Source organism: Cedecea selenatireducens, from assembly GCF_042138895.1.
Lineage (GTDB): Bacteria > Pseudomonadota > Gammaproteobacteria > Enterobacterales > Enterobacteriaceae > Cedecea > Cedecea selenatireducens.
Map to the genome: position 1 here is coordinate 98,285 of NZ_JBHIKW010000001.1, position 25,069 is coordinate 123,353.

A 25,069-nucleotide genomic window follows, 5' to 3' on the forward strand; every position below is an offset into this window, starting at 1 on the left:
GCTCACGGATGGAATCACAAGTGAAAACCGTATCTTCTTCTCACGTAATGCCTTTCCGCGCCCTGATTGACGCCTGCTGGCGCGAAAAGTACACCCTGTCCCGATTTAGCCGCGATGCTATCGCCGGCGTGACCGTGGGGATAATTGCTATCCCTCTGGCAATGGCGCTGGCCATCGGCAGCGGCGTCGCGCCGCAATATGGCCTGTATACGGCCGCCGTCGCCGGGATTGTCATTGCCCTCAGCGGCGGTTCGCGCTTCAGCGTCTCCGGCCCGACCGCTGCCTTCGTGGTGATTCTCTACCCGGTCGCACAGCAGTTTGGGCTGGCGGGGCTGCTGGTCGCCACGCTGATGTCCGGCATATTCCTGATCCTGTTTGGGCTGGCGCGCTTTGGCCGACTTATCGAGTACATCCCGCTGTCGGTAACGCTGGGCTTTACCTCCGGGATAGGCATTACCATCGCCACCATGCAGGTGAAGGACTTCTTCGGCCTGACGCTGGAGCACGTGCCGGAGCACTACCTGAATAAAGTCGCCGCGCTGGCGATGGCGATGCCCACCGTTAATATGGGGGATGCCGCCATTGGCATTGTCACCCTGGCGGTGCTGATTTTCTGGCCTCGCCTGGGGATTCGCCTGCCGGGGCATCTGCCTGCGCTGCTGGCGGGCTGTGCCGTGATGGCTATCGTGACTTCTCTGGGCGGGGACGTGGCGACCATTGGTTCACGCTTCCATTATGTTCTTGCCGACGGAAGCCAGGGGAACGGCATCCCCCAGCTGTTGCCTCAGTTAATGCTGCCGTGGAACATGCCAAATTCGGACTTTACGCTGAGCTGGGACTCGCTGAGCGCCCTGCTCCCTGCGGCATTCTCTATGGCAATGCTGGGCGCAATCGAATCGTTGCTCTGCGCGGTGGTGCTGGACGGCATGACCGGCACAAAACATAACGCTAACAGCGAACTGGTTGGCCAGGGGCTGGGGAATATTATTGCTCCGTTCTTCGGCGGCATTACCGCCACCGCCGCGATTGCCCGCTCTGCCGCTAACGTGCGTGCCGGGGCTACCTCGCCGGTGGCCGCCATTATTCACTCGTTGCTGGTTATCCTGGCGCTGCTGGCACTTGCCCCTCTGCTTTCCTGGCTCCCGCTCTCGGCGATGGCCGCCCTACTGTTGATGGTGGCGTGGAACATGAGCGAAGCGCACAAAGTCGTGAACCTGCTGCGCCGCGCGCCGAAAGACGACATCATCGTGATGCTGATTTGTATGTCGCTGACCGTGCTGTTTGACATGGTAATCGCCATCAGCGTGGGTATTGTGCTGGCATCACTGCTGTTTATGCGCCGCATTGCCCGAATGACCCGCCTCGCACCGCTCAATAACGTGAATACGCCTGAAGATGTTCTTGCCCTGCGCGTAACCGGGCCGCTGTTCTTTGCCGCTGCCGAAGGATTATTCACTCAGCTAGGCCAGCAGGTGCCGGGCCATCACGTGGTTATTTTGCAGTGGGCTGCGGTGCCGGTACTCGACGCGGGCGGTCTGGATGCCTTCCAGCGGTTTGTAGAGAAAATGCCGGAAGGCTGTGAGCTGCGGGTGACGAACCTTGAATTCCAGCCGCTGCGCACCCTCGCACGGGCTGGCGTACGGCCGATACCTGGCCGCCTGGCCTTCTTCCCTGACGTTCAGGCCGCACTGGCCGCCGACTAGCGGCCAGTTTCACGCCTACTGAGCGGCCTCACGTCGCCGCCTGCTGGTCACGCTTTCACGGTTCACGCCCCAGTTGTCGGTGTCGACCTCGTCGATAACCACAAACGTATCGGCAGGCTTTTTATTCAGCACATGCTCCAGCAGATCGGTCACGCCCTCAATCAGCGCAAGCTTCTGCTCTGCGCTGACGCCTTCCCGGGTAACGCGAATATTAACGTAAGGCATGGCGGTTCTCCTGTTACCACACGCCAGCGGTGCTGCCGCCGTCGACGGCCATGACGGTCCCGCTGACAAATTCAGAATCCGTCAGATACAGCACGGCGTTCACCACATCCTGCACGCTGCCGGTTTTCCCGCTCGGTGACAGCGTGCTGAGAAAACCTGCAGTACCCGAGTAATCGCTATGCAGCGGCGTCTCGATAATCCCCGGCGCAACGGCGTTAACCCGCACATTATCCGCCGCCAGCTCTAAAGCCAGCGCCCGGGTTGCCTGGTTTAAGCCCCCCTTCACCATCACCGGTAATAAAGCAGGCACCTTGACGTTGGGCTGCATCGCCACGCTTGCCGTAATGTTTACTATATGCCCCGCTTTGTTTTTGCTCATATGGCTGGCGGCGAGCTGGGACGGAAACAGGAACCCTTTCAGGTTGGTGTTAATCATCGCGTCAATATCCTGCTCGCTGTACTCACTCGCCGGTTTCGGGATAAAGATCCCGGCGTTATTAATCAGGATATCGACACGTCCAAAAGCGGCGATAGCCTGCTTAAACAGCGTTTCTGCGGTTGCCTTCAGCGCAATGTCCCCGGCCACCGGCAGAAAATTCTGCGGATTACCCAGGCTTGCCGCCGCCGTCTGTAAGCGCTTCAGGGTGCGGCCATTGCCGACAACATTGTAGCCTCGCGCCAGGTAAGCCTGCGCAATAGCCAGGCCAATACCGCTTGAGGCGCCGGTAACAATAACGGTTGGGGTTGAGTTCATGATGTGCTCCAGTGTGTGAGTGTGTGTGGAGCCCACTATACTTATGACATAATGACCAATAAATTAGCCATCCGTAACATGACAAGATACCTCATGTAATAGATAAACGGGAAACCTCGCCATGAAACGCCAGTTCGAAGAGATGCAGATAGGCACGCTGGAGCTGTTTTGCCAGGCCGCAGAGCAGCTGAGCTTCAGCGCAGCTGCCAATGTTATGGGCATCACGCCCGCGGCGGTCAGCCGCTCTATTGCGCGGCTTGAAGAGCGATTAGGCGTACGCCTGTTCGTGCGCACCACCCGGCAGATAAGATTAACCGAAAGCGGGGAACGTTACTTTCGCCAGTGCCAGCAGGCGCTGCAGCAGCTCAGAGAAGCCGAGCGAGAAGTGACGGGCGCGCAGAGTGAACCTGCGGGCATACTGCGCATAAGCCTGCCCACTCCCTACGCCCACCATCGCGTGCTGCCGCTGCTGCCTGAATTCAGACAGATCCACCCGCGCGTGTCCGTTCAGGTTCACATCAGCAACCGTAATATCGATTTTGCCGACGAAAGTTACGACATTGCCATTCGCGGACGTTCGCCCGCGGATTCCTCGCTAATTGCCCGTAAGCTCGAAGACGCGGAACTGATCACGGTTGCTTCACCGGCCTATCTGGCTCGGGCTGGCATACCCAAAACGCTCGACGAATTGGCGCTGCACGAGTGCATTCAGTTTGAATTGCCCAGCACCGGGCGCAAAGTACCCTGGACATTCAGCCTCGACGGTAAAAATACCGACATTTTCACCCACGGCAGCTTCACCTGCGCAGAAGATGTACTGGGCAGCGTAACGCTTGCCAGAAGCGGCGCGGGCCTGATTCAGACCTACAGGTTCAACGTGGAACAGGACCTGGCCGACGGTTCACTGATTGAGGTGCTGCCGGAGCACGGCGGCACCTCACGACCGTTTATTTTACTCTATCCTCATGCCCGTCATCTCTCTTTGCGGGTCAGGAGCCTGGTTGATTTCTTAGTCCAGCGGCTTGGAACATAGCGCCAATCGCCTGCTGCAGCCAGGCCAGCACCTCCGGCGTCATCCAGGTTCCTTTGGCCAGTTCGGGCTCCTGAGCCATTGCGGCACGGAATTTTTGCTGTGTCAGCGGTGAAGTCCCGGCAAACGACTGAAACAGCTCCAGCCAGCGGCGAGCAAGCTGCTGCGCCTGCTCTGAGTCAGCTTTCACGCCCTGTGCATTAGCCTTTCGCACCTCCGCCACCAGCGGCGGCCACTCCTGCATGCGGTCGAAATAGTGGCTGCTGGTGAAAGCAAACTCTTCCTCGTTGAGGTAACGCCGGTAAATATCCAGCTTGCCGTGGCCAAATGCGCGGGTCACGTAGTCGGTCATCTCCGCTGAGATCCCCGTCTGCCGGGCCATGTCAGGCTCGGCCTGATGCATTTTGTTCAGTCGAACCAAAAAGTCAGGTTCACCCGCCGTGTCGCGCTCCAGCATTTCCATCCACTGCGTTGCTAACCGCTGTGCCCGCACGTCGGCAGGCGATACGCCCTGCTGGCGAAGCGCGGCAACTTGCCCCACAAGCTGCTTCCATTCATCGTCACGGTGGCTGTCAGCCTGCGCAAAAGGCAGGCGCTGTAACTCTTCTTTTGAAAAATAGCGATCGTACATCGTCATTAACTCCAGCGTAGTAAGCCATTCCTCGAGGTCAGGTTCTGCGCCGCTGCGAAGGGTTTCCCGCAGCGTAACCAGGCGCTGACGCAGCACGGCAATTTCCGCCAGCTGGCCGTCCAGCATTGAGATCTGCGAATCCAGGATCTCCTGGAGCGACAGCGCCTGACGCTCAAGACAGTCGCGCACCTCGTTCAGGCTCATCCCCATTCGGCTTAGCGCCTGAATATGGTGCAGCCTGGTGATATCCTGCCGGTTATACAAACGGTAACCGGCGGCGGTGCGGGCAGAAGGAAGCAGCAGGCCCATCGCTTCGTAATGGTGTAGCGTGCGTACCGTGATACCGGCGCGCTTTGCCAGTTCGCCTACTTTAAACAACATGTCCTGCTCCTTTTGGCTTCTGCTGAGGGGGAGTTTGCAGCCTCACGTTACGTGAGGGTCAACCCCGTAAGCATAAAAAAAACGGCCCCTGAAAAGGAGCCGTTTCTTCGAATCTGCTAAATATTAGCTGTGGCGATGATGCTCATCCCGGCGGCAGCGCTTGTCGTAGTGGCGAACCCACCAGTAACGGTCACAAACCTGCTCGCGCCCGCCGATACGTGCCCCAGCGAGCCAAAGTACGGCCCCGACGAAAATGCTCATCACTGCACCGTGGGCGAAAAATTGAGGCAAATTTAGCTGCGGGAGCTGGTTCAGAACCGAATAGCCCACGCCGACCACCATCACAACCAGTCCCAATCCCATGAGGACATTACCGAGTAACGAAGCGTTTCTGCGTTTCATATGTCACCTCCGCAAGTATACGGGTCGGTGGGGAACATCCCCTTTCCTTGTGACTAAAGTATAGACAATGCCCCTAAAGAGCATGTGCGTGGGCGATCACAATTACGAACGAAAGCTCTACAAAAGTTTACAAATAAGCGCCTGAGTTACTTGAAATTCTAATGGTTCAGATCGTCAACTATTCAAGAATGTGTCGGCGCGGGGATTGCGCTTTGTCAACGCCGCCGTCGCGCAGTAAACTACGCCGCTGTGAACGGTTTTCAGGAATTTAAACGTGAGCATCAAATTAATTGTCGGCCTGGCTAACCCAGGCGCTGAATACGCCGCGACCCGCCATAACGCCGGGGCCTGGTATGTGGATTTACTGGCCGAGCGTCATAACCAGTCGCTGAAAGAAGAAGCGAAGTTTTTTGGCTATACCGCCCGGATTAACCTCGGCGGTGAAGACGTCCGGCTGCTGGTTCCGACCACGTTTATGAACCTCAGCGGGAAAGCTGTCGCGGCCATGGCCACCTTCTTCCGCATCGCGCCGGATGAAATTCTGGTTGCGCACGACGAGCTGGATTTGCCTCCGGGCGTCGCGAAATTCAAGCTTGGCGGCGGCCACGGCGGGCATAACGGCCTGAAAGATATCATCAGCAAACTGGGTAATAACCCGAACTTTCATCGGTTACGCGTTGGGATCGGTCATCCGGGCGATAAAAACAAAGTTGTCGGCTTCGTGCTCGGTAAACCGCCGGTCAGCGAACAGAAGCTGATTGACGATGCCGTGGACGAAGCGGCGCGCTGCACCGAGGTCTGGCTGAAAGAAGGTCTGACAAAAGCGACCAATCGTCTGCACGCCTTTAAAGCACAATAATCCGTTCTTCCGCCCTGCTGGAAAGGATTTCCGCGCCCGCTGACGGCGGTTTAAGTGTATAATGCGCAAAGTTATCTACATTTTTTCAATGAAAACGTTAAAATTCATTGATTATCAAGCAATTAAGGTGATTTAAACCATGGGATTCAAATGCGGTATCGTCGGCTTGCCGAACGTTGGTAAATCCACTCTGTTCAACGCGCTGACCAAAGCGGGTATTGAAGCGGCTAACTTCCCGTTCTGTACCATCGAGCCGAACACGGGCGTTGTACCTATGCCGGACCCGCGTCTGGACAAGCTGGCCGAAATCGTTAAACCGCAGCGTATTCTGCCGACCACCATGGAGTTCGTGGACATCGCTGGCCTGGTAAAAGGCGCGTCTAAAGGTGAAGGCCTGGGCAACCAGTTCCTGACCAACATCCGTGAAACCGAAGCTATCGGCCACGTGGTGCGCTGCTTTGAAAACGACAACATCATCCACGTAAATAATAAAGTGGATCCGGCTGACGATATTGAAGTTATCAACACCGAGCTGGCACTGTCTGACCTGGATACCTGTGAACGCGCTATTCACCGCGTGCAGAAGAAGGCCAAAGGTGGCGACAAAGACGCTAAAGCCGAGCTGGCCGCGCTGGAAAAATGCCTGCCACAGCTGGAAAACGCCGGTATGCTGCGCGCGCTGAACCTGACCGAAGAAGATAAAGCCGCCATCAAATACCTGAGCTTCCTGACCCTGAAGCCAACCATGTACATCGCCAACGTTAACGAAGACGGTTTTGAAAATAACCCGTACCTCGATAAAGTTCGCGAAATTGCTGCAGGCGAAGGTTCCGTCGTGGTTGCCGTGTGTGCTGCGGTAGAATCCGACATCGCCGAGCTCGACGACGCTGACCGTGACGAGTTCATGGCCGAGCTGGGTCTGGAAGAGCCTGGCCTGAACCGCGTGATCCGCGCAGGCTACGAGCTGCTGAACCTGCAAACTTACTTCACCGCTGGCGTGAAAGAAGTGCGTGCGTGGACCATCCCTGTCGGTGCTACCGCCCCACAGGCCGCGGGTAAAATCCACACCGACTTCGAAAAAGGCTTCATCCGCGCGCAGACCATCGCCTATGAAGACTTCATTACCTACAAAGGCGAGCAAGGCGCGAAAGAAGCCGGCAAAATGCGCGCCGAAGGTAAAGACTACGTTGTGAAAGACGGCGACGTGATGAACTTCTTGTTCAACGTCTAAATAAAATCTGCTGTCTCATGAGGTTTCACTGAATCTCATAACAACGGCAAAATCCTATAGAATCCACGCAATTGCGTGGATTTTTTTCATTTCATAGCGTCTCAGGCAGTTTCGTAGAAGCGCAATCAAATATGAGTATGCAGGTGAGTACATTTTTTAATCAAGTGGTAATTGATATAGCGGCTGTGCCCGCACTTGATATTCCTCTTTTTTGAAAGAAATCTACGAAAAAACCATTATCATGGGTGGAAGCTAACATCCTTCCCATTCACTAAACCTATGATTAGGTGATATTAATATGATTAGTTTCTTTAAAGAAAAAATAAATATTCACTCTGATAATTTACAAAGTGCCATTAATAAAAAAACAAACAATACATCGCTATCTAGCAAGTCGTTGGAAAAGTTAGTGAGTATAGTAAACACTCAGTATGAATTTAAAAATAGAGAGGCTGAATTTATAATCCGAGGTACCCCTTGCAGTACCAATATAAATTACAGAGAGGTTTCAAAATTAATCAAGGAAATAAAAACCATTAAATCTTTCAAAGATGATTCATTTATCAACTCTCAAATTCACTCCTGGGAAGCCAATGCTAAAAAATTATTAAAAACAAATTACATTCCTGATGATGAGAAGCAATTATTGGGTAAGGGATCAAGAGGAACTGTATATAAAGATGGTGAATCTATTCTAAAGAAAACGAAAAACTTAACAGTAAATGAAATTTTTCATGAAGCAAATATGTGCAATGAATATCATATAAAAATACAGAGTTTTAAAAAACCAGCCACTATAGTAGAAAAATGTATTGAAATGCCATTCATCAACGGCAAGACTCCAAATTTCCAGGACACACTAACAGGCGTCAACGATCTATTTAAAAATGGATTTTTTATGGGTGATGCAAAACCATCTAACTTTTTGAAAACGTCAATAGGCACCGTCGAACCCATAGATTTCGGACTTGTATTTAAGCGTGATACATTAGAATTTATTGACGATGAAGTGAAAAAAAACATAATCTCCGACTATATTAAAGGTGGGTTCAGATACATTCCAAATGAAATCAAGAAAGAATATCATTCATGCATTGCACAACTGGATGATATGCTTGGGAAAGATAGCCCCACAAGAAAAATAAATATTAAAACACTATCAAAAGCAGGGCTTTAAATTGCACCCATGAAAACCTCATATCTTCATCCATAAAAAACCTTAAAATCAAATATATATCAAATGATGGTATGATCATGAAGAAAAGTTATTGCTTGCAGCAATAATATATAAAAATAATCCACGCCCCGGCGTGGATTTTTTTATGAATGCGACGGATTTTACAATTACGAGTCCGGAAGAATTGCCGGTAATACAGCCTGCCAGGCTTGAAGAATACGGTGTAGCGTATTGGTATTTTTCACGCCTAGCTTATGTAACCCTCTTCTCGTATGCGTGCTAACGGTCTTTTCGCTGATGCTAAACATCTCGGCAAGATGCTTACGGTTAGAGACTTTGTATAACGCCTTAATTATCATCTCTTCTCTGCGGGTCAAAATAGCCATTGTCTCGTCATCGAAGTCCTTTTCAGGACTCGCTTGAAGGCGACTGGCATATGCGTTGAGAGTAGCATTTTTGCTTAAAAAGGCATGGCTGCAATATACCAGAGCGCTGAATGAATCATTGATATCTGCATGGCGTAATTTATCACCATGGAAAATATAGACGTACTCGCTGCCCGCATCAAAAACTATCATTCCGGAGGAATTACTGATATCAAGTTTTTCAATTAATGAACGCACACCAAGAATAAAATAATTATCGCAGGAATAAATCTGCACAACACCATCCGTTCTCAAGCTGAAATATTTAATTAAAAGGCCTGCTAAGCAGGCCTTGAGTATGCTGACAGAGCGGGGGGATTAGTTGGCGCGCATAAAGACCGGTTTCGGCGGCACGCCCGGAGGGCAATGGTCCAACAGCGCCGTAAATGCCGTCAATGCCTCATCTTTTTCTTTGTTACGCATCGCAATCTCTGCAGGGGTTGTGGCAAGCATTAGATTTACATCCAAATCAAATGTTTGTGCGATACCCATAATCCCAACAACGCTAGGGTCGTGTTGACGGCTCTCCATATTGATGTTTGCTAAAGATATTTCTTTATATGAACGCATGACAGAAAGTAGCGAAATAAATTTATCTTTATTCTCCCGGCCGTTAGCATCAGCTGAATTAAATTTACTTTCAAAAATTTTATTCACTTCGGCTTTATTATCCTTGCTGGCCATCAGCGCCCTGCGCTCTTCAGGAGAAAATTTATTACCCGCCAGCGTTTGCCCCATCCATTGCTTAATCAAAAAACCTGCTTCAACATTGTTAACTTCATCACTTTTGATCGCCTCCAGAAATGCAGTCTGGTCGGTCAAACGCTGATTAAATTCGCTAAGTTTGATCGCTGGACTCTGTCGAAACATACCATTTATAGAGCCAGGGTCAGCTTCCATTTTCCGCACTAACTCCTGACAGAATATCCTCGTGTCGGCTCCCGAGATAGGATTAAGCGTAGCCACAGGCGGCGTTGACACAGGAGATGTTGACGCAGGAGATGTTGACGCAGGAGCGTCAGTAGCCGAGGGACTCATCCTCTCACTAAGGCGATGGAAACCTGCAACGACCGCATCTTTCATCGCTACCAGCGAGTTGTATACTTTTGTCACGCAAGAAAGAAATCCCTGCTGGACGCTATTCATGGCATTCCCTGCGGCCGTGGCGGCTTTAGCACTGGCGCTGGCCATCGCCTGGTACAGTTCAGCAGGCGGAATCGGCATTGTAATCATTAGATAGTTTCCTTATTAATTTACTGTCGCACTCCCCATGTTCAGGCGACATTGAACGAACTGCGTTATGCACTTTCCTGCACGCGCTGGATAATATCCGCAACGGTTAGGCTGCTACTGATATCGGACTCCGGTATCGTGACGCCTATCTCTTCGAGTCGCATCAGGAGGTCTATAAGCTCAACGGAGTCCATTGCCAGGTCGGTAATTAAACTATCCTCCAGTTTAATATTTCCTGGTAGAACGCCGTTGACCTGATAAATGAGATTAGCCACCAGCGAAGCTACCGTTTTATCAATCACTGTTTCATTCATGGTTAATAACCTATTGCTCGCGTCGGCTTATGAACTCCGCTAACTTTTCCTGAAAAGGAAGTTTTTCTTTGTCCTGCTCAACACTCTTATTTTCCAGAGCATCGAATTCAGATTGATCTCTTGGCCTTAACTTCGAAATCACCGCATCCAGTTCGGCTAAGTCAGATTGGGAACCCTTAGGAACGAAACTCACCGGCTTCGGCTCCCTGTTCCATGAATTCACAGTGCGTACCGTTGTGTAAACATACTCGTTGCTAAACCTATTCCCGGGCATATTTACGGCGGCAGCATTAATTCGCGTTGGCTGGAAACCATCAGCTGCAGATTTACGGCTAACCTCTTCACCATGCTTGCGAAGCATTCCGCCATCAGTTGAATCCATGCCTGGATTGGCAGTTTTGACACCTGCGGGTGCCCTGTTAGCCGCCGAACCGTCACTGCGCACCTGAGGATTTAGTGAGGGTTCAGGTTCAGGCCTTATCAGGCTATCCGTTAAGTTCTTCTCAACGTCATGATCCGCTGTTAGTTTTGCCTTTTCTTCTTCAGACGCCACGGCACCGTTTTTATCCAGGTGAGCGAAGGCTGAAGGAGCCCTTTGATTCAAAGCTTCAAACTTATCCGCCAGCGTTACGACTTTTGCGCTTGCCCGCTCAGGTGTAGTCTCTGGCCCAAGGGGTATAAAATGCTTCGGCGTTGAAGTTCTGCGATTCAACGGATCGATGTTGCGCGTGGTGGTGTAAATAAAATCACCGCTTGATAAAGAAGTGCGGCCGGATGGCTCATTTTTCTCGCGCAGCACGACGCCATCGACGTTGTCCGCTTCCAAATTTTGCGCATGCTGCATTTTGGACGCCTCGCCGCCGAACGCCGTCTTCAGCCTGTTTTGTTCAACCACAATGGTTGGCTGTTGCTGAACTTTGGGCTCAGGACCAGGGCTCGCATCGTTAACAGTTTCCGTTTCAGTCGCACCCTCAGTTTGAGTAGCGATGCTCTTTAATTCACGCGTTGGCGTCTGGGTTTCAATTTCCCGCCTGGCAACGTTTTGCTGCGGAGTGTCGACAGCTGGCTCTTGCCTGTAGCCCTGTACGCCAGCCAGATTTCCAAGGAAGTTGCTCCCGCCTCCAATGCCAGCATTAAACAGGTCTTTAATGAGACCCACCTTTTCAATATTGGTAAGACCTGAATCGAGAATGTGCTTAACAATCGCAGAATTAGAGTCCGCGGGCGCGGTATTCGCCGCACCAACTGAATGGGTAATATCGCCAACACTCCCCCCCTGGCTGGTGATATTCAGGGTAATGCCGCCCTGCCCTGGCCCGGTTGGAATAAATACTCGTTGGTTATCTGCACCACCGTCGGGGTTAGGATTCAGCGTCTCCGGGCCCTGTGGTGCAGGGGTCACCGGTTCCGCATCATAAAATGTCAGCGTTTTCGAAATAGCGGCACAGTCATTGACGAAAAAGTTCAGCTTCTGGGCCATCGTTTCCCATGGCTGATCGGGCTGTGTCAGACCTTCCACGTCGTGCTTCAGCGTAGATTTGCAAACATCCAGACATTGCTTGAAGATGGCCTTGTCGTGAGTATCCACTGACCTCGCCTGGTGATGATCTTCCCAGGCTTCCATGCAGTGTTCAATATACTTGTTGATGACCTTTTCAAAAGCACCCTCGCTGTATTTTGAAACCAGGCCTGAGAGTTCCTTTGTTACCTTCTGCTCTTTATTTTCATTGCCGTTAGCTTCGGCAAGTTTCTTACAAACTTTATCAAGTTTGGCTATATCGTCTGCATTACCGCTATCCTGCACATCCTTATAGATAACACCGATAAGCGTTCTGATCTTATTTCCTTCTGGGCTTAAATCCTTTTGAAGGAAATCGGCGGGAAGGTTTTTTTGCGCCTCATGCAAAACAAGCTGTTTTGCATTAACGGTCTGATGCGGGTGTTGTCTAAATAGGGCTATCGGATCGTTTCTACCTTCTGCAATCAGATTGATAAAAGCGGGTCTGTCGGTCGCGCATGCAGAGCTATCCATGCCTCTGGCATGGATAGATTGAATATCCTGTCTGACTGCACCATTAATAGATCCAGGCATAATAATAGCTCCTCAACTGTCCTATGTTTTGACTTTGATACAGGGCATAAAGCACCGGGTTAGGAAATTTAACAGCCGCTGAATGACCGTTTTTTTTGGCTCATCACTCGTTTCTCGAGAGCGACTTTGAATTTGAGGCTGCTCGATTAAATCTTGATCGGCACGGTCATTATTGTGCGAAGACGCTTGTTTTAGGGTATCTGCTCGCATATGAAAATAATAACGTTGTGCGGCACAAACCCCTTCACCGGGCAATGAATGATGTTCTTCTAATGCAGAAGCATAGCCAAAATGGTCTTTAAAACTCCCCTGCGAGCTGTTAGACGACTCACTGTTCATACGTCTTAAAAAAGTGTCTGGTTCCGCAAACTTAACCTGCAAGCCCGAAACGCGGCAGGCGAATGCACCATAGGTTTCATTTACTCCCTGAGTCAGATAAATATCTTGTCTTAAACTTTCTTGCGATGCGAACCTGTAGATGCCGTCCATATAACCCACTCAGTAAATTTTTAACCTAAGGCTTTAAGAACGTCTTTTGCACTTTCCGCAAGGGACGCGATCGCACCACTCAATACTTTATTCAAATTATCGAAGGTGCTGTTTGCCTGGCTATACCGTTGGGCAAAAGCCTGCATATTACTTTGCAGGGCGCTGCCGCCTGCATTAAAGGAGGCAAGCCACGCCTGGTAGCTGGCCGTAGAAACTTTGCCACCGCTAATACCTGATGGATAATTAGGTGCGGCGCTATACTGATCGAGGTTGAATTCGATTTCACCGCTATTGTTTACTTTAAAGGCAGGCGCAAGCGTGGTTTCCATACTTTTACGCTCTTCCGGCGTCATTTTATCCCAGTTTTTTACACTGCCCAGGTCGATACCGTTAACTTCTTTCCTGAAGTCGTCATACCCTTTTTTCATGACGGTGGTATCGAACTTAACATTATTACCGTCATCACCTGTGGAAACGGCTTTGGATGCCGCCCCCTGCACGTGCGTATTATAAGCTTCGTACATTTCCGTATACTTCTGCATCAAATCGGCATAGAAATCTACGTAATCGCCTTTAATTTCTTTAATAGCGAGGGCCATTCTGGCCCACAGCTCGGCATAGCTGGTGTGGGTGGAAATTTCGTCATCACCGCTCTTTGGCTCCGGTGCAGGTTCCTGCGCCGCTCTTTGTTTCTCAGCCGAAAACTGACTTAACGAATAGTTCGCCTTAGTACGATTTGTAACGATCTCGCGTTGGATATCCGATAACGCCTGAGCGCTACTCTTTACAAGCTGTTTCTGATTGGCGACCATATCTGCAACGTCATCTGACGGTTGTGCGCCGTCATTGGCCGTTTTGAGACGCTCTAATGCGGCAAGCAGTTTGCTGTTATTAAAATCTTCGCCGCTGGTATCCAAACCATACTGACCAAGCAGTGCCCTAATTTCATCAAACTTATCTGCCTTATTAGGGGTGTCCAACTGGGCAATAAGCTCTTTTATTAGTTTCGTGTTCAGTTCCGAAGTTGAACCTGCGTGAGTTTCAGCCATCGGCGCAGCCTGGGTAGCGTTGGTATCAGCGGGATAGTAACTAACGGGGTTGGGTAGAGCATTATTTACGTTAAGCATGGCGATATTCCTTTTGAGCAACGTATGCCGGGTATCCCTGCATACGTTGCTTATTCTTCAGATTTAGCGTGTACGTTCCGCGATGGAAGATACCGCGCTGTTATTAGCGTTGAGTATGGTGTCGGTCATACTCCGGATGGCCGCATTTGTCTCTGCGGCCTTCTTGGCCGTTTGACTTTGGGTATTGGCCAGTTCGTTGTTAACATCGCGGTCGGCGCGGGCCAGCTCTGCCTCTTTCTGCTTCTCAGCGGCTGATACGCCAAATGCCCCTTCAACAGCCCCCTGCCCGGAACGAATGCCCTGGTTAGCGTACTCGGCGGTAACACGGCTCTTCTGCGTCGCAAGCTGTACCGAATTGTGGGTATCGCGCTTAAGCGAGCTGGCGTGCATATCAGCAGCCTGCGGATGTGTCATGGTGGCCTCAACATCGCCAGACAGCTTTTTGTTCTGATGAACCATGCTATCTTTGCCACTCTTAATCGCGGTCTGATGCTCGCGAACGCCAAGCTCAAGGTTGCGGGCCGGTTTCAGATTCTTGGTGATGGAAGTGCCTTCTTTATTTAGCGCCTTCATCTGGGTCGCGGTCGTCGCTCCCTGGCCTGCAATACCCAGCGCACCGGAGGTGATTGCCCCGTTGAGATTCTGTCGAGCAGCCTCAATGGTTTTATTACCTGCGCGAGCCGCCGCATCTACGCTGCGGTTTGTTGCCGCCGCCGCCGCTTTGTTGGCATCTCGTTCAGCATTTAGCATTACGGTGGTGATGGTATTGCTCACCTCGAGCTGCTTCATGGAACCCACAACGTTGATGAACCGTGGTCCCGCGGCATCTGCGGCGGTGATATCAGTACCGCCTTCAACAGCGGGCTGCGAACGAGCTTGACCAGCGGAAGACGAAGCGTTGCTTACGGTTGACTGACTGTCACTTTTACCGATATCTGCCGATTTATTATTTGGCTGCGTAATATTGATCTGTGACGTTAATACGCCAGGCACGGAGGCTGCCAGGCGCTCTGCTTTATTTGCATCCCCTTCCCCTGCGACGGATAATTTCACCGTTTTAGCCGGGGTATCAGTTTCAATATCTCCCCCTTTGCGTTTCTGTGCCGCAGATGATGCCTGAGTCGTATCGGTACGCAGACTCTGTTTTTCCATCATCAACGACAGCATGCCCTCTTTTTTGGCGAGATCGGACATGTCCAGGACATTTCTTTTCTCTTCCTGAATAACAACACTTTTTGTTTCGGTCTGAACGTCTTGCACGCGTAAATAACGTTCTGACGCACCAGTACCAATAATTGGATCGGACATAATTAATAAAACTCCTTTATATTATTGCGGGTAATAATAGTCCCGCCGTTTATCCGGCAACTGCACTCATCTGTTTAGTAATATATTTACCGGCCTGCGCCTGGTTTTCCGCAACCGTTGAGATATTGCGCACAATCTCACTGACCGATTCCATTCGATGGGTAAAGCTATCGATGGCGCGATTCATCATTTCGTTAAGTAAATCCTGAAGCGCTGCGTCCTTCATCATTTCAGCTCTGATCTTCGACGCTTCCAGCAGCATACTGGCCGCAACAATCCCGACAGCCGCCTGGCTTGAGGTATTGACCACGCTCAGACCCACCACAGCCTTCTGGCTGTAATTAGACACCTTGGCCATTTGCAGCTCGTCCGCACCCAATGAACGGCCAAAACCTTTGCTTAGCCGCTTAATAACCTGGCCGATGGCACTGTCCATCAATTTTTGCATGGTCGATTTTGTGGCTTTTTCAGCCACTTCTTGCGCTACCTCTTCCGCAACTTCCTTCACCGCGGTGCGCACCACGTTTTTGGTGACGTCCTTAACGACCTCTTTTTCCACTTCAACAGCAACATTTTTGGCCATCGTCTTGCTGGCTTCTTCTGCCACGTCGACACCAATCTTTTTCATCACCGTGCCAAAAACTTTGCTCATCACGCTACCCGCCACCATTACACCGGCGACAAGTACCGCCGCCGCCGCGATCGCGCCGAGGATTTGTCCCACCATATCTGCCGTGTCTTTATCGACCCCGAAGGATTGAAGAATGGCTGAGAATATTTTGCCCATCATCTCCATCAGCGGTTTCACGATCGCATCCATCAGCGGCTGCATCGCATCGGCCATAAACGAACGGCCGGTCACGGCCTGGCTTATCTCATCACCAATGGCCAGCGCTAGCCCAACGGCCGCCAGTGCCAAAGAAGCGCCACCGGTGAATGCCGCAGCGGCAAAGCTTACCGCCGTGACAATCCAGCCCAAAACCTTGCCAATGCAGCCCATCGTCTTCTGCATTTCTTCAGCTTTACGCACTTCCTCTTCGTATTCCTTGGCCTTTTTCTCCGCATCCTTGGCCGCCGCTTCCGCCAATTTCTGCTTCAGCTCCGCGGACGCCTGAAGATCGTCGCTGGAACTTTTGTTAATCAGCTGCGCCATCAGGGCCATGAGGAACGTCAGGGTTTTAGACTCTGCATCTGCCTCCTTACGCCGCTGTTCAATGGTGCTTTGCTGTTGCGGGCTGAACGAATCAACCATTTTCTGCGACTTAGCCTGCGTCGCATCTAATGCCGAACGGGAGCTTTTCTCCGCAGCTATTGCAGGATTCAACGTCTTATTAGCAAAGTTGTTATAGGTGGTTGTGGCCTGGGTGAGGTTAGCCTGCGCAGCGTTCACCGCCGTTTTAGCAGCATCAATTTTACCCTGCAGTTCTTCAGAAACCGGGTCTTGTTTAGCGGCTTCGGCCTCAAGCGCGGCTAATTTTCGTTGCGCGTCATCAAGCGCAGATTGGGCCTTTCCAACATCCTGTGAAAGCGCATCCGCCTGCTGTTGCGCAGCTTTAAGCGCATCAGCATCGCTGGCCCACTGCGTCCCCTGCTGCTCTAACTGGGCTGCCATCTCGGAATAGGCATTCGCGGCACCATCCATCATGGCGTTGATGCCCTGCAGCTGAGCGAGCAGGTTACTCATCGACGTTTCATTCGTGAGCTGCATGACTTTCCCGAGCAATGCCGTCGCCCAGGCCGAAGCAGAAAGCTTCGCTTCGCTGCCGCTTTTTGCCGTGGCGGGCTCGCGGCTCACCGGAGATTTAAGCTGAGGAATGTCCTGGTTATCTAAGTTCGTCCTGGGGGTATTCCCGTTGACGGTATTGATAGTCGATTTCAACAGTTTGAGCAGTTGATCGGGCTGCAGGGTTTGCAGCGCACCCTTAACAGAATTCAGCTGCGGATGACTCTTTAACTCCGCATTGCCGAGGCGTTTTGCCTGTGTGGTTTGTTTTTTTAACTCAACATCGCCGGCTTCCATCCCCGCCTGATGTTGGTCTACCGGCTCTTGGGTCGCTTGCTCCAGAATGACTGGCCGCGCCACCTGCCTGATTATCTCCATTATTATTCCTCATTAAGTTTCTCCTCTTCAGGAGTATCGGTCTTGTCATTATTTATTTTATTAAGCGCGGAAATGTAGGCTTTCGCCTTTTCACTTAATAACGCGTCTTTACACCTGCTAATAACAATATCGAAGCATTTACGAGCCTGTACACTCTGTCGCAGCATCAGGTTACATTGACCGGCATAAAACATTGGCCTGAAGTCTTCTTTAGATAAGGAATAAGCAAGTGCATAAAATTCGATAGCTTTGGCATAATTCTTTTTAAGCTGATAGACCGCCGCAAGACCCATTGCATATTCAGGGTTATAGAAATCATAAATGCACAGAAAACGGAACAAAGACTCTGCATCGTCCAACTTTCCATGATGATAAAAATCGTAAGCCAGCTTATAAACGTCCTGCATGGTGTCATTAGGTACGGCATAGACATCCTTAAGCGTCGCCCCGTTTTGAATGGCATCCAGCAGGCTTTCAGCATAAGCATCAAGTTGCTCATCACTTTTAAATTCTTCTTCGTCGCTGAGTAAATCCAACATATTTTTATTAGCCATTGCAGCCTCTTTCCTTATTATTTGTTAACATCTAAAAACAGCCAATTAACCCAAAGGCGAACAGTGAAGAAGATATAGTCATCATACTGTTGTGCCCCGGTAGTTAATACAAAAAAACCGCACAGGTGTCTGCTACGATTGGTCCGTTGGCGGTTGCTGACTTTCCGGTAATGTAGATTCGGCCTCCACGTCGGCCACCGCCATTTGGGTCATGCCCGCGGCTTCGACCTGACGCAGCCAGATAAGAATGTCCATAACGTCAATCAGCACATCATCATTTAGCGAAATGAAGCTGTACTGGCTGTAGGTGCGATACAGCCTGCGGGTAAGCGGAATATTGCGTACTACCGGCACGCCGATTTTTTCCGCATAGGCAATCGCCGCTTTGGCTTTCATGTTGGTGCAACGCAGGGCAATAAAGGGCAGCGATGCCACTTCCGGGTTAAAATAGATCGCCATCGCGATATGCGTTGGGTTCGCCATCACTACCTCGGAATTTCTGACCGCCGCCATTTCCTCCCCGGAAAGTATCTCCTGGTGCGCTCGCCGTCTGGCACTTTTAATCTGTGGATTGCCGTCGCTCTCTTTACGCTCCTGTTTGACCTCATGTTTATCCATTTTGAGATCTTTGAAATGGAGAAAATATTCAACAATAAAATCTGCAATCAGCACAAAAACAGACCAGCCGATAAACACCAGCACGGCCTTCAGCGTCAGCGAAACCCAACAAGCAATAAGCCCGGCTATATCGGTCCGATAAAGCGTTAATGCCTGGCGAAGGTCGTTGTGAATCAGGCTATAGCAGGTCACTGCAAATACAATGAGATAGCAAACTGATTTCACCAGCTCTTTTACCGTGCGCATGCTGAAGATCTTTTTTACCCCTTCCACCGGGTTTAGCGCTTTGAAATTTAGCTTGATGGCTTCGGTTGCGATAGAAAACCCAGTCTGCAGCAAGGTTGCGGCCATACCCACAAGTGCACAGAGCGCAATAAATGGCAGGCTAAGCAGAAAGAAAATACGCATTAAGCCCATGAGGAAATCATTTATTCCAATCTGGGTGCTGTACAGCAGGGTCATGGAGTAAAATTGAGTGAAGTCACTGAAACTCATGCCATAGGCCAGGTAAAAGATCCCGGCAAGCAGTATCACCGTGGTAATAAGATCCTTACTTTTAAACGTCTGGCCCTTTTTGGACGAGTCCCTGCGCTTTTTACTGGTAGGCTGCTCTGTTTTTTCTGCCATAGAAATATTTCCTCAGGGAAGGAATTGCTGAAAACCTGAAAGCGAGAACATGTGCAGCGGTTTCTCAGACAGCGAGTGAAAGCCGTAGAAAAGGAAAACTGCGAAGGCGATAAAGCTTTTAATGGTTAGAGACAGTGAAAAAGGGTTGAGCTGCGGGCAATAACGCGCAAACACGCCGAGCAACATTTCGGCGATCATCATCACTAACATCACCGGCGCAGCAAGGAGAATGCTGTTTTGCATCAATACCACCAGCAGGTGTCCGGCCTGTTCCCAGTGAACACCTTCTAAGGAACTCCCTCGTGGAAGCATTTGATAGCTTTGCACCATCACTTCCATAAGTAGCCGCATGCCTCCGCTGGCAAAAAAAATAGCACCGAAAGCAAAGTTTAGAAAACCCGATAATATCGAGCTTTGCACCCCGTTAACCGGGTCGATACTGTCACTGATGGTCGCGCCGCGTTGGTTATCAAGAATTTCACCGAGGCCGATGACTACCCAGAAAGGCATACACAGCGTAAACGCTAAAATTAACCCGATAATACATTCTTTAATTATAATAATAAGCCAGCCCTGCTCCGGGCTTACTACCGTTTCAAAGCAGGGCCAAAGACCGATAATCGTCAGAGAGATAATCGTGTTTTTAATAATCAGATTTGATAGAACCCGTTCGCCCAGTACCGGAAGCATATAAAAGACGATTGCCAACCGCGCGTAAACGATGACAAAAGTCAGCACGCTGTGCTGAAAATTAAGATAGAACGCCACAAACAGCATATATTTTCCGTTTTAACGAAAAGCCATATAAAAAGCCTGAGTGGCGAAATTCATCATTTCGGCTGAAAACCACTCCATCAGCATAAAAATGCTGGCAAATACCGCCAGCATTTTTAACCCAAAAGGCAGCGTTTGTTCCTGAATTTGCATGATGGTCTGAAACAGGCCAACGATAATGCCAACGATGGTAGCAAAGGCGATAGGTACCGCCGTTAGCTTCAGCACAACGAGCAGCGCGGAATTGCCAATAAATAATACATTACTCATGATGTCATCAGATCGGCGTACTGGGCGATCAGTCCTTTGGTTAACAAACTCCAACCGTTCATTGACACGAACAGTATGAGCTTAATAGGAATCGAAATGGTCACCGGGCTCATCATCATCATCCCCAACGCCAGCAGGATGCTGGAAACCACCATATCGATGACCACAAACGGGACGTAAAGATAAAACGCAATTTTAAATGCGCTTTGAATTTCGCTTAGCGCATAGGCTGGCATCAGGGTCATGAGCGGCAGGTCCGTTAATTCATGGTCTTCCACTTCAGGCTCCGGCTCACCGGTTCTTTGCTGCTGTACTTTATTAAAAAAGCGGATTAAGTCATGATCGGAATAATTCACCAGATACGCCCGGTAACTTCCCAATCCCTGATCCATAAGTTGCGTTACCGAACTGCTGTCATTGAAGTCGATATGGTTTTCTTCTATATAGCCGGAAATTTTCTGACACACCGGCATCATGACAAAAGCGCTTAAAATAAGCGCTACACCATTTAAGGTTAAGGTCGAAGGTACCTGTTGGATCCCGAGGGCATTGCGCACCATCACCAGCACAATGGAGAACTTAATAAAGCAGGTTCCCCCGGCAATAATAAAAGGCAATAAGGTGAAAAACGACAATAACGCAATTAAAGAAATATCATTACTCAACATCAGGCTGTACCCTGTTACCTGGCAGAGTCGGGTTCACGTGATTAACCTCCACCGCCAGAGATCCGTTCTCCAGAGCTACCAGCTCACCGCGGGCAAATAGCTTTTTGTTGAGGTAGATTTTAATATTCTGTTCCGCTTCTGGGGTCAGCGCCAATGACGTGCCCGGCGTTATTGTATCTAATTCCGCCAGGGTCACCGTCCGGCCATCCAGCACAAATTCAATATTGACGGGCAGGCTTGTCCAGTCGTGCAAAACCTCATCTTCATAATATTCCTGGTACTGCTCTTCTAACTGCTCTTCCACAATAACCTCCCGATCGGGGTAATAACTCAGTTTAAAAAGTCGGCGATCGCCTACCGCCAGGTGGGGCAATTTCTGTTTTATCAGCAGCAAATCCCCTGCAGCCACGTCTGCTAACTGGGCAAGGGAGAGCTGGCTGAATCCCAACACGTAGTTCAGCTGGAAAGGCACCTGATTGGCAGAGATGGCCGGGACATGCAATACGCGGTCCCCGCTCTGTGGCCAGTCAAGACACAGCAGTTGGCAAGGCTCTGCGGGGATCGCAAGCGCCTTTTCCGGCAGGGCGCCGGCGGGTAGCGCAATATGTACCGCATCCCACACCTGCTCCTCGACCAAAAAGCTCAGTTCGAGATGGTTTAACCAGCGCGTCAGATAGTTGAGGGGAACCTCCGACCAGGGGATATCGGGCAGGTGGGCATCCATATATTCGAGCCAGGCGTCAACGCTAAGCCAGGCCTGCGCCCGGCTGCCCTGCTTATCCTCAAGCTGCACCTGCAGGTAGCGCTCCTGCCCGCTAAACTCAGCGATCTCGCTGCCGGGGTGATGGTTACGCAACAGCTCAAGCGCCAGCTGGCGGCCGTCAAGCTTGCGTAAATGACCTCTCAAACTCATTCCTGATCCTCATCCTGCTGTTGCTGCTGCCGCCGCTGCTGTTGCTGTTCATCTCGATCCTGCTGTGGGCGTAGGAGGTCGGGGCTGAGACTCGTCAAATGGCCCATATTGCGGAGCAGCACATCCGCTGCACGAGCATCGGAAGGAAGCAAAGTGACATTCCCTTCCCGGCGTGCTTCGGTTGGCACCGAAATTCTGACCGAATGGTCGCCGGACCAGCGTTGAAACTGGTAGTTCACTTCGAGCGTCTGGCCTTCGTTTCCGCCTTTCACCCCGCTTTCCAAACCGGCCTGAGTCTTCAGCTGCTGGAGCGTTGCGGGGCTATTTCTGCTTTGTGCCGCTGTTTCGCCCTGCTTTGGCACCACGTTCTCCGGCTGCTTCGCCCCCTGCCAAAGCGGCCTTGCTTCGCCAGAATCTTCCTTTATTCGTAACGGCTTGTCCTGGCGGCCCGCTTCAGCCTCCGGGGCAGATGTAGTGACGATGCCCGGGTTTACTACGGCCGCAGCCTGAGGGTGCTGAGCCGTGGTGGATTGATGAAGTTTTGTTGCAACGTTTACGGCGACAGGCGTGGTGGATTGCCCCTCGGGTCTGGATGCGCTCGCCGCAGCCCTGCTGCTTAACGGGCCGGTGACCTCGCCTTTTTGGACGACGACGGAGTTTTTGCCTGCGTTCGGCGTAGCCATCTGGCCAGCAACGGCCAACGCCACCTGCCGACGCAGGCCATCGCCCTTCTTCGTCTGACGTGCATCGGCTGCAAGGCCCAAAGAGGCGGCAGCGACTTCTTTTGCCGCCTGCTTTTCGGTTTTCTGCAGGCCTCCCCCCTGCGCTAAGGGCGTTGTTAACCGAACCAGCGCCCCCGGCGGTAGCATGGCGGCCAGCGAAATATTCTCACCGCCCTCAGCCTGCTTTTTCTTTTTCGCAATATGTTTTAACAGCGCGTTGTCATCCGGCGTTGAATCCCCCTTCATCGCAACGCTCATACTGACTTCAGAAACTTTTTCTACCATAACCCGCAATCTCCTGAATTTCGTTTTCTGCATTATTGTCGCAGCGACGTATATATTCGCGGCGCAGCGGCTGCAAATAATAGGAAAGCTTGTAGTGCTTTTTATCCAGCAGGCTCATTGCGACGCGATGCTGTTCAAGGTTGTTCTCCAGATTATATTTTTCATTTTCCAGCTGATTTATTTTATGAAGAACCAACTGCTGGTGAGTCAATAAAGCCCCCTGCTGTCTTATTCCCTTATAAATATCCGCACGGCTGTGTAAGCCGGAAGGGGTTAACATTTTTATCTGCTGGTTGATATCCGCGCATTCCTGCTGATGCTCTGCAATTGTCAGCCTTATTTCCGTTAACCGGTTTTCCGTTTTTACGATATCGCCCTGCAGAATTTGTTGTTTGCGCTCTAGCAGGGAGACAAATTCGCGCCCTTTACGCCACGCTTCCATATAACCTTTCCAGACAGGCCTGCATGTCGGTTTTTTCGTCCATGCTTTGTTGGAGAAAAGCTTCCATCTGGTTTTTGCGATCAAAAGCGGCATCGTTTTCCGGATTCTCACCGCGTCGATATTCGCCGAGATCCAGATAGAGCTGCATCTCTTTTTGACGTACCAGATATTCACGAAAGCGTTTTGCTAGCTGACGGTGTTCCGGGTCGGTTACCTGTAAAAATACTCGGCTAATGCTCTGCATAATATCAATCGCCGGATAGTGTCCCTTCGCAGCCAGCTTTTTGCTGAGATAAATATGCCCGTCAAGAATCGAGCGAACTTCATCGCCAATGACATCCGACTCTTCCTCATTTTCAATCAGCACCGTATAAAAGGCGGTGATGGAACCGGTTAAAAACCGTCCTGGCCGCTCCAGTAATTTCGGCAAGGCCTCAAATACGGATGCCGGGTAGCCTCTTCGGGCGGGCAGCTCTCCCATGCTTAGCGCCACATCACGCAGCGCTCGCGCATAGCGGGTTATCGAGTCTATAAACAGAAGTACGTTTTTACCCTGCTCGCTAAAGAATTCGGCTATCGTCGTGGCAATTTGCGCCGCGTTGTAGCGCTCAACGCAGGAACGATCTGACGTTGCGTAAACCAGCACGATCTGTGAACAGCGCGACGAACGCTTCAGCTCTTCAACAAACTCGGTGACTTCACGTCCACGTTCGCCAATAAGCCCGATGACGTAGATATCCGCTTCGGAATGTTCAACGATCATGCTCATCAAAGAGGTTTTGCCGCAGCCCGCCGCCGCAAAAATCCCCATACGCTGCCCCTGGCCGCAGGTCAGCAGGCCATCAATTGCCCTGACGCCGGTCGCCAGAGATTCATCGATAGGCTTACGCTGGGTAAAATCTTTAGGCGCCCCGCAGGCCTCCAGGCTTTGCGCACCGGTCAAACTCTGCTGTACGGCGTTGTCCAGGCGCCCGCGAACAGTACCGGTTGCGTCAATGATTGCCCCGGCGATATTTTTATGAACATCGATACGAAAAGGCTTGCCGGTCGGCAGCAGGACATTGCTGCGTGAAAAGCCCTGATTATCATTAAGCAAGCTCAGTAACGTATGCTCCTTATTGAACCCAATCACCTGGGCCGTCCCCAGCACTTCGGGTTCAAGTAATGATTTCTGAATCTCGCATATCTCACCGATGCGCGTCCCCGGCAAATGCGCTTCAATCACATTTCCCTGAATACGTAACGGGTGTGCCAGATGAACCAGGCATTGGGCTACCATTGTGTGAACCTCAGTAATTAAACCAGAACAGCGCGGTATTCCTGCAAAATACTCAGGTAGTTATCCAGCATCGATAAAAAATCATCCGGCGCCTGCAGGTATTTTTCTTTCACCTGAGCACGCAGTTCAATATTGCCGTCAACAGGGTATAAACACGGCTGTCCGGTGTAAAAATACTCTTCGTTATGATTAAGCATCAGCGGCAAAAGGCTCGCGCTGCAATAGCTTAAAGAGGCTGGAGCCTGCTCAACAATTTTCGCCCACACCCATACCTCATCATCTTCACTTCTGACGTGAATAGTTGGAATATCATCTTTCATATTCAGAGAGATGGTTGAGTGGTTGCTCAGATCGCTATCCAGAATATCAGCCATCCCGGCATCGTTAAGCATGGTGGAAAGCAGTGCAACAACGTCGTATTTCATTTATTACCTC

Annotated in this window: 27 protein-coding genes; 5 read left to right on the top strand and 22 right to left on the bottom strand. The window is 50.8% G+C overall.

Annotated elements, in window-relative coordinates:
* The first annotated feature begins 8 nt into the window (after nucleotides 1-8).
* Nucleotides 9-1,703 carry a C4-dicarboxylic acid transporter DauA gene (gene dauA, locus ACE38U_RS00440; RefSeq protein WP_375528944.1) on the top strand — a complete coding sequence of 565 codons (1,695 nt, stop codon included), beginning with the start codon at nucleotides 9-11 and terminating at the stop codon, nucleotides 1,701-1,703.
* 15 nt (nucleotides 1,704-1,718) lie between these two features.
* Here the strand turns inward: dauA and ACE38U_RS00445 are convergent, their stop codons facing one another.
* Both ACE38U_RS00445 and ACE38U_RS00450 read right to left on the bottom strand, forming a co-directional pair.
* A complete protein-coding gene (locus ACE38U_RS00445) occupies nucleotides 1,719-1,928 on the bottom strand; it encodes a tautomerase family protein (protein WP_038482375.1) in 210 nt (69 codons plus the stop codon).
* A 13-nt stretch (nucleotides 1,929-1,941) separates the two neighbouring features.
* Nucleotides 1,942-2,682, bottom strand: coding sequence for an SDR family NAD(P)-dependent oxidoreductase (locus tag ACE38U_RS00450; protein ID WP_375528945.1), 741 nt, complete (start codon nucleotides 2,680-2,682; stop codon nucleotides 1,942-1,944).
* A gap of 121 nt (nucleotides 2,683-2,803) precedes the next feature.
* On the opposite strand from ACE38U_RS00450, the gene ACE38U_RS00455 reads away from it, so the two are divergent.
* Nucleotides 2,804-3,715 carry a LysR family transcriptional regulator gene (locus tag ACE38U_RS00455; RefSeq protein ID WP_375528946.1) on the top strand — a complete coding sequence of 304 codons (912 nt, stop codon included), beginning with the start codon at nucleotides 2,804-2,806 and terminating at the stop codon, nucleotides 3,713-3,715.
* On the opposite strand, the gene ACE38U_RS00460 is transcribed toward ACE38U_RS00455, so the two are convergent.
* Nucleotides 3,672-4,724 carry a MerR family transcriptional regulator gene (locus ACE38U_RS00460; RefSeq protein WP_375528947.1) on the bottom strand — a complete coding sequence of 351 codons (1,053 nt, stop codon included), beginning with the start codon at nucleotides 4,722-4,724 and terminating at the stop codon, nucleotides 3,672-3,674. The two genes, ACE38U_RS00455 and ACE38U_RS00460, sit on opposite strands and share 44 nt — an antisense overlap.
* Nucleotides 4,725-4,847: 123 nt before the next feature.
* Nucleotides 4,848-5,126 (bottom strand): stress-induced protein YchH, encoded by a 279-nt coding sequence (gene ychH, locus ACE38U_RS00465; protein WP_038482363.1) that lies wholly within the window; start codon nucleotides 5,124-5,126, stop codon nucleotides 4,848-4,850.
* 274 nt (nucleotides 5,127-5,400) lie between these two features.
* Between ychH and pth the strand changes: the two genes are divergently transcribed.
* From pth to ACE38U_RS00480, 3 genes are all read left to right on the top strand, one after another.
* The gene (gene pth / locus ACE38U_RS00470) at nucleotides 5,401-5,985 is read left to right on the top strand and encodes an aminoacyl-tRNA hydrolase (RefSeq protein ID WP_008454164.1); all 585 of its coding nucleotides are present in this window, start codon (nucleotides 5,401-5,403) and stop codon (nucleotides 5,983-5,985) included.
* Between the two features lie 139 nt (nucleotides 5,986-6,124).
* Nucleotides 6,125-7,216, top strand: a complete 1,092-nt coding sequence (gene ychF, locus ACE38U_RS00475; protein WP_038482359.1) for a redox-regulated ATPase YchF — start codon at nucleotides 6,125-6,127, stop codon at nucleotides 7,214-7,216.
* A 298-nt stretch (nucleotides 7,217-7,514) separates the two neighbouring features.
* On the top strand, nucleotides 7,515-8,393 hold the full coding sequence (locus tag ACE38U_RS00480) for a hypothetical protein (RefSeq protein ID WP_375528948.1): 879 nt from the start codon (nucleotides 7,515-7,517) through the stop codon (nucleotides 8,391-8,393).
* Nucleotides 8,394-8,560: 167 nt separating this feature from the next.
* Here the strand turns inward: ACE38U_RS00480 and ACE38U_RS00485 are convergent, their stop codons facing one another.
* The 18 genes from ACE38U_RS00485 to ACE38U_RS00570 form a co-directional block, all read right to left on the bottom strand.
* The gene (locus tag ACE38U_RS00485) at nucleotides 8,561-9,055 is read right to left on the bottom strand and encodes a LuxR C-terminal-related transcriptional regulator (protein WP_038482356.1); all 495 of its coding nucleotides are present in this window, start codon (nucleotides 9,053-9,055) and stop codon (nucleotides 8,561-8,563) included.
* An 81-nt stretch (nucleotides 9,056-9,136) separates the two neighbouring features.
* Complete coding sequence (locus tag ACE38U_RS00490; RefSeq protein ID WP_375528949.1) at nucleotides 9,137-10,051, bottom strand: hypothetical protein; 915 nt, start codon at nucleotides 10,049-10,051, stop codon at nucleotides 9,137-9,139.
* Between the two features lie 65 nt (nucleotides 10,052-10,116).
* Complete coding sequence (locus tag ACE38U_RS00495; protein WP_038482350.1) at nucleotides 10,117-10,365, bottom strand: acyl carrier protein; 249 nt, start codon at nucleotides 10,363-10,365, stop codon at nucleotides 10,117-10,119.
* 10 nt (nucleotides 10,366-10,375) lie between these two features.
* Nucleotides 10,376-12,457: a hypothetical protein gene (locus ACE38U_RS00500; RefSeq protein WP_375528950.1), complete on the bottom strand. Its 2,082-nt coding sequence runs from the start codon at nucleotides 12,455-12,457 to the stop codon at nucleotides 10,376-10,378.
* 21 nt (nucleotides 12,458-12,478) lie between these two features.
* A complete protein-coding gene (locus tag ACE38U_RS00505; RefSeq protein ID WP_375528951.1) occupies nucleotides 12,479-12,946 on the bottom strand; it encodes a hypothetical protein in 468 nt (155 codons plus the stop codon).
* Between the two features lie 20 nt (nucleotides 12,947-12,966).
* The gene (locus ACE38U_RS00510) at nucleotides 12,967-14,073 is read right to left on the bottom strand and encodes an IpaD/SipD/SspD family type III secretion system needle tip protein (protein ID WP_176982742.1); all 1,107 of its coding nucleotides are present in this window, start codon (nucleotides 14,071-14,073) and stop codon (nucleotides 12,967-12,969) included.
* Between the two features lie 63 nt (nucleotides 14,074-14,136).
* On the bottom strand, nucleotides 14,137-15,381 hold the full coding sequence (locus tag ACE38U_RS00515; RefSeq protein ID WP_176982743.1) for an IpaC/SipC family type III secretion system effector: 1,245 nt from the start codon (nucleotides 15,379-15,381) through the stop codon (nucleotides 14,137-14,139).
* Between the two features lie 49 nt (nucleotides 15,382-15,430).
* On the bottom strand, nucleotides 15,431-17,482 hold the full coding sequence (sctE, locus tag ACE38U_RS00520; RefSeq protein ID WP_038482342.1) for a type III secretion system translocon subunit SseC family protein: 2,052 nt from the start codon (nucleotides 17,480-17,482) through the stop codon (nucleotides 15,431-15,433).
* Nucleotides 17,483-17,484: 2 nt separating this feature from the next.
* On the bottom strand, nucleotides 17,485-18,036 hold the full coding sequence (sicA, locus tag ACE38U_RS00525) for a type III secretion system translocator chaperone SicA (protein ID WP_038482340.1): 552 nt from the start codon (nucleotides 18,034-18,036) through the stop codon (nucleotides 17,485-17,487).
* A 132-nt stretch (nucleotides 18,037-18,168) separates the two neighbouring features.
* Complete coding sequence (locus ACE38U_RS00530; protein ID WP_038482336.1) at nucleotides 18,169-19,281, bottom strand: EscU/YscU/HrcU family type III secretion system export apparatus switch protein; 1,113 nt, start codon at nucleotides 19,279-19,281, stop codon at nucleotides 18,169-18,171.
* Between the two features lie 12 nt (nucleotides 19,282-19,293).
* Nucleotides 19,294-20,058 (bottom strand): type III secretion system export apparatus subunit SctT, encoded by a 765-nt coding sequence (gene sctT, locus ACE38U_RS00535; protein ID WP_038482334.1) that lies wholly within the window; start codon nucleotides 20,056-20,058, stop codon nucleotides 19,294-19,296.
* A gap of 12 nt (nucleotides 20,059-20,070) precedes the next feature.
* Entirely contained in the window at nucleotides 20,071-20,325 is a 255-nt protein-coding gene (sctS, locus tag ACE38U_RS00540) for a type III secretion system export apparatus subunit SctS (RefSeq protein WP_006820278.1), read from the bottom strand.
* Nucleotides 20,322-20,993 (bottom strand): EscR/YscR/HrcR family type III secretion system export apparatus protein, encoded by a 672-nt coding sequence (locus tag ACE38U_RS00545; RefSeq protein ID WP_038482329.1) that lies wholly within the window; start codon nucleotides 20,991-20,993, stop codon nucleotides 20,322-20,324. The genes sctS and ACE38U_RS00545 overlap by 4 nt, the downstream gene beginning before the upstream one ends.
* The gene (locus ACE38U_RS00550) at nucleotides 20,983-21,906 is read right to left on the bottom strand and encodes a FliM/FliN family flagellar motor switch protein (RefSeq protein WP_375528952.1); all 924 of its coding nucleotides are present in this window, start codon (nucleotides 21,904-21,906) and stop codon (nucleotides 20,983-20,985) included. The genes ACE38U_RS00545 and ACE38U_RS00550 overlap by 11 nt, the downstream gene beginning before the upstream one ends.
* Nucleotides 21,903-22,913, bottom strand: a complete 1,011-nt coding sequence (locus ACE38U_RS00555) for a SpaN/EivJ family type III secretion system needle length determinant (RefSeq protein WP_038482323.1) — start codon at nucleotides 22,911-22,913, stop codon at nucleotides 21,903-21,905. Before ACE38U_RS00555 ends, ACE38U_RS00550 begins: the two co-directional genes overlap by 4 nt.
* Nucleotides 22,894-23,355 (bottom strand): SpaM family type III secretion system protein, encoded by a 462-nt coding sequence (locus ACE38U_RS00560; protein WP_038482320.1) that lies wholly within the window; start codon nucleotides 23,353-23,355, stop codon nucleotides 22,894-22,896. The genes ACE38U_RS00555 and ACE38U_RS00560 overlap by 20 nt, the downstream gene beginning before the upstream one ends.
* Nucleotides 23,339-24,634 carry a type III secretion system ATPase SctN gene (sctN, locus tag ACE38U_RS00565; RefSeq protein WP_038482317.1) on the bottom strand — a complete coding sequence of 432 codons (1,296 nt, stop codon included), beginning with the start codon at nucleotides 24,632-24,634 and terminating at the stop codon, nucleotides 23,339-23,341. The genes ACE38U_RS00560 and sctN overlap by 17 nt, the downstream gene beginning before the upstream one ends.
* Before the next feature lie 17 nt (nucleotides 24,635-24,651).
* Nucleotides 24,652-25,059 carry an InvB/SpaK family type III secretion system chaperone gene (locus ACE38U_RS00570; protein WP_038482313.1) on the bottom strand — a complete coding sequence of 136 codons (408 nt, stop codon included), beginning with the start codon at nucleotides 25,057-25,059 and terminating at the stop codon, nucleotides 24,652-24,654.
* Nucleotides 25,060-25,069: the final 10 nt, after the last annotated feature.

Excerpts from the sequence above, each read along its gene's own strand:
- dauA (WP_375528944.1), top strand. The coding sequence starts at position 9 with ATGGAATCACAAGTGAAAACCGTATCTTCTTCTCACGTAATGCCTTTC.
- ACE38U_RS00445 (WP_038482375.1), bottom strand. The coding sequence starts at position 1,928 with ATGCCTTACGTTAATATTCGCGTTACCCGGGAAGGCGTCAGCGCAGAG.
- ACE38U_RS00450 (WP_375528945.1), bottom strand. The coding sequence starts at position 2,682 with ATGAACTCAACCCCAACCGTTATTGTTACCGGCGCCTCAAGCGGTATT.
- ACE38U_RS00455 (WP_375528946.1), top strand. The coding sequence starts at position 2,804 with ATGAAACGCCAGTTCGAAGAGATGCAGATAGGCACGCTGGAGCTGTTT.
- ACE38U_RS00460 (WP_375528947.1), bottom strand. The coding sequence starts at position 4,724 with ATGTTGTTTAAAGTAGGCGAACTGGCAAAGCGCGCCGGTATCACGGTA.
- ychH (WP_038482363.1), bottom strand. The coding sequence starts at position 5,126 with ATGAAACGCAGAAACGCTTCGTTACTCGGTAATGTCCTCATGGGATTG.
- ychF (WP_038482359.1), top strand. The coding sequence starts at position 6,125 with ATGGGATTCAAATGCGGTATCGTCGGCTTGCCGAACGTTGGTAAATCC.
- ACE38U_RS00480 (WP_375528948.1), top strand. The coding sequence starts at position 7,515 with ATGATTAGTTTCTTTAAAGAAAAAATAAATATTCACTCTGATAATTTA.
- ACE38U_RS00490 (WP_375528949.1), bottom strand. The coding sequence starts at position 10,051 with ATGATTACAATGCCGATTCCGCCTGCTGAACTGTACCAGGCGATGGCC.
- ACE38U_RS00495 (WP_038482350.1), bottom strand. The coding sequence starts at position 10,365 with ATGAATGAAACAGTGATTGATAAAACGGTAGCTTCGCTGGTGGCTAAT.
- ACE38U_RS00500 (WP_375528950.1), bottom strand. The coding sequence starts at position 12,457 with ATGCCTGGATCTATTAATGGTGCAGTCAGACAGGATATTCAATCTATC.
- ACE38U_RS00505 (WP_375528951.1), bottom strand. The coding sequence starts at position 12,946 with ATGGACGGCATCTACAGGTTCGCATCGCAAGAAAGTTTAAGACAAGAT.
- ACE38U_RS00510 (WP_176982742.1), bottom strand. The coding sequence starts at position 14,073 with ATGCTTAACGTAAATAATGCTCTACCCAACCCCGTTAGTTACTATCCC.
- ACE38U_RS00515 (WP_176982743.1), bottom strand. The coding sequence starts at position 15,381 with ATGTCCGATCCAATTATTGGTACTGGTGCGTCAGAACGTTATTTACGC.
- sctE (WP_038482342.1), bottom strand. The coding sequence starts at position 17,482 with ATGGAGATAATCAGGCAGGTGGCGCGGCCAGTCATTCTGGAGCAAGCG.
- sicA (WP_038482340.1), bottom strand. The coding sequence starts at position 18,036 with ATGGCTAATAAAAATATGTTGGATTTACTCAGCGACGAAGAAGAATTT.
- ACE38U_RS00530 (WP_038482336.1), bottom strand. The coding sequence starts at position 19,281 with ATGGCAGAAAAAACAGAGCAGCCTACCAGTAAAAAGCGCAGGGACTCG.
- sctT (WP_038482334.1), bottom strand. The coding sequence starts at position 20,058 with ATGCTGTTTGTGGCGTTCTATCTTAATTTTCAGCACAGCGTGCTGACT.
- sctS (WP_006820278.1), bottom strand. The coding sequence starts at position 20,325 with ATGAGTAATGTATTATTTATTGGCAATTCCGCGCTGCTCGTTGTGCTG.
- ACE38U_RS00545 (WP_038482329.1), bottom strand. The coding sequence starts at position 20,993 with ATGTTGAGTAATGATATTTCTTTAATTGCGTTATTGTCGTTTTTCACC.
- ACE38U_RS00550 (WP_375528952.1), bottom strand. The coding sequence starts at position 21,906 with ATGAGTTTGAGAGGTCATTTACGCAAGCTTGACGGCCGCCAGCTGGCG.
- ACE38U_RS00555 (WP_038482323.1), bottom strand. The coding sequence starts at position 22,913 with ATGGTAGAAAAAGTTTCTGAAGTCAGTATGAGCGTTGCGATGAAGGGG.
- ACE38U_RS00560 (WP_038482320.1), bottom strand. The coding sequence starts at position 23,355 with ATGGAAGCGTGGCGTAAAGGGCGCGAATTTGTCTCCCTGCTAGAGCGC.
- sctN (WP_038482317.1), bottom strand. The coding sequence starts at position 24,634 with ATGGTAGCCCAATGCCTGGTTCATCTGGCACACCCGTTACGTATTCAG.
- ACE38U_RS00570 (WP_038482313.1), bottom strand. The coding sequence starts at position 25,059 with ATGAAATACGACGTTGTTGCACTGCTTTCCACCATGCTTAACGATGCC.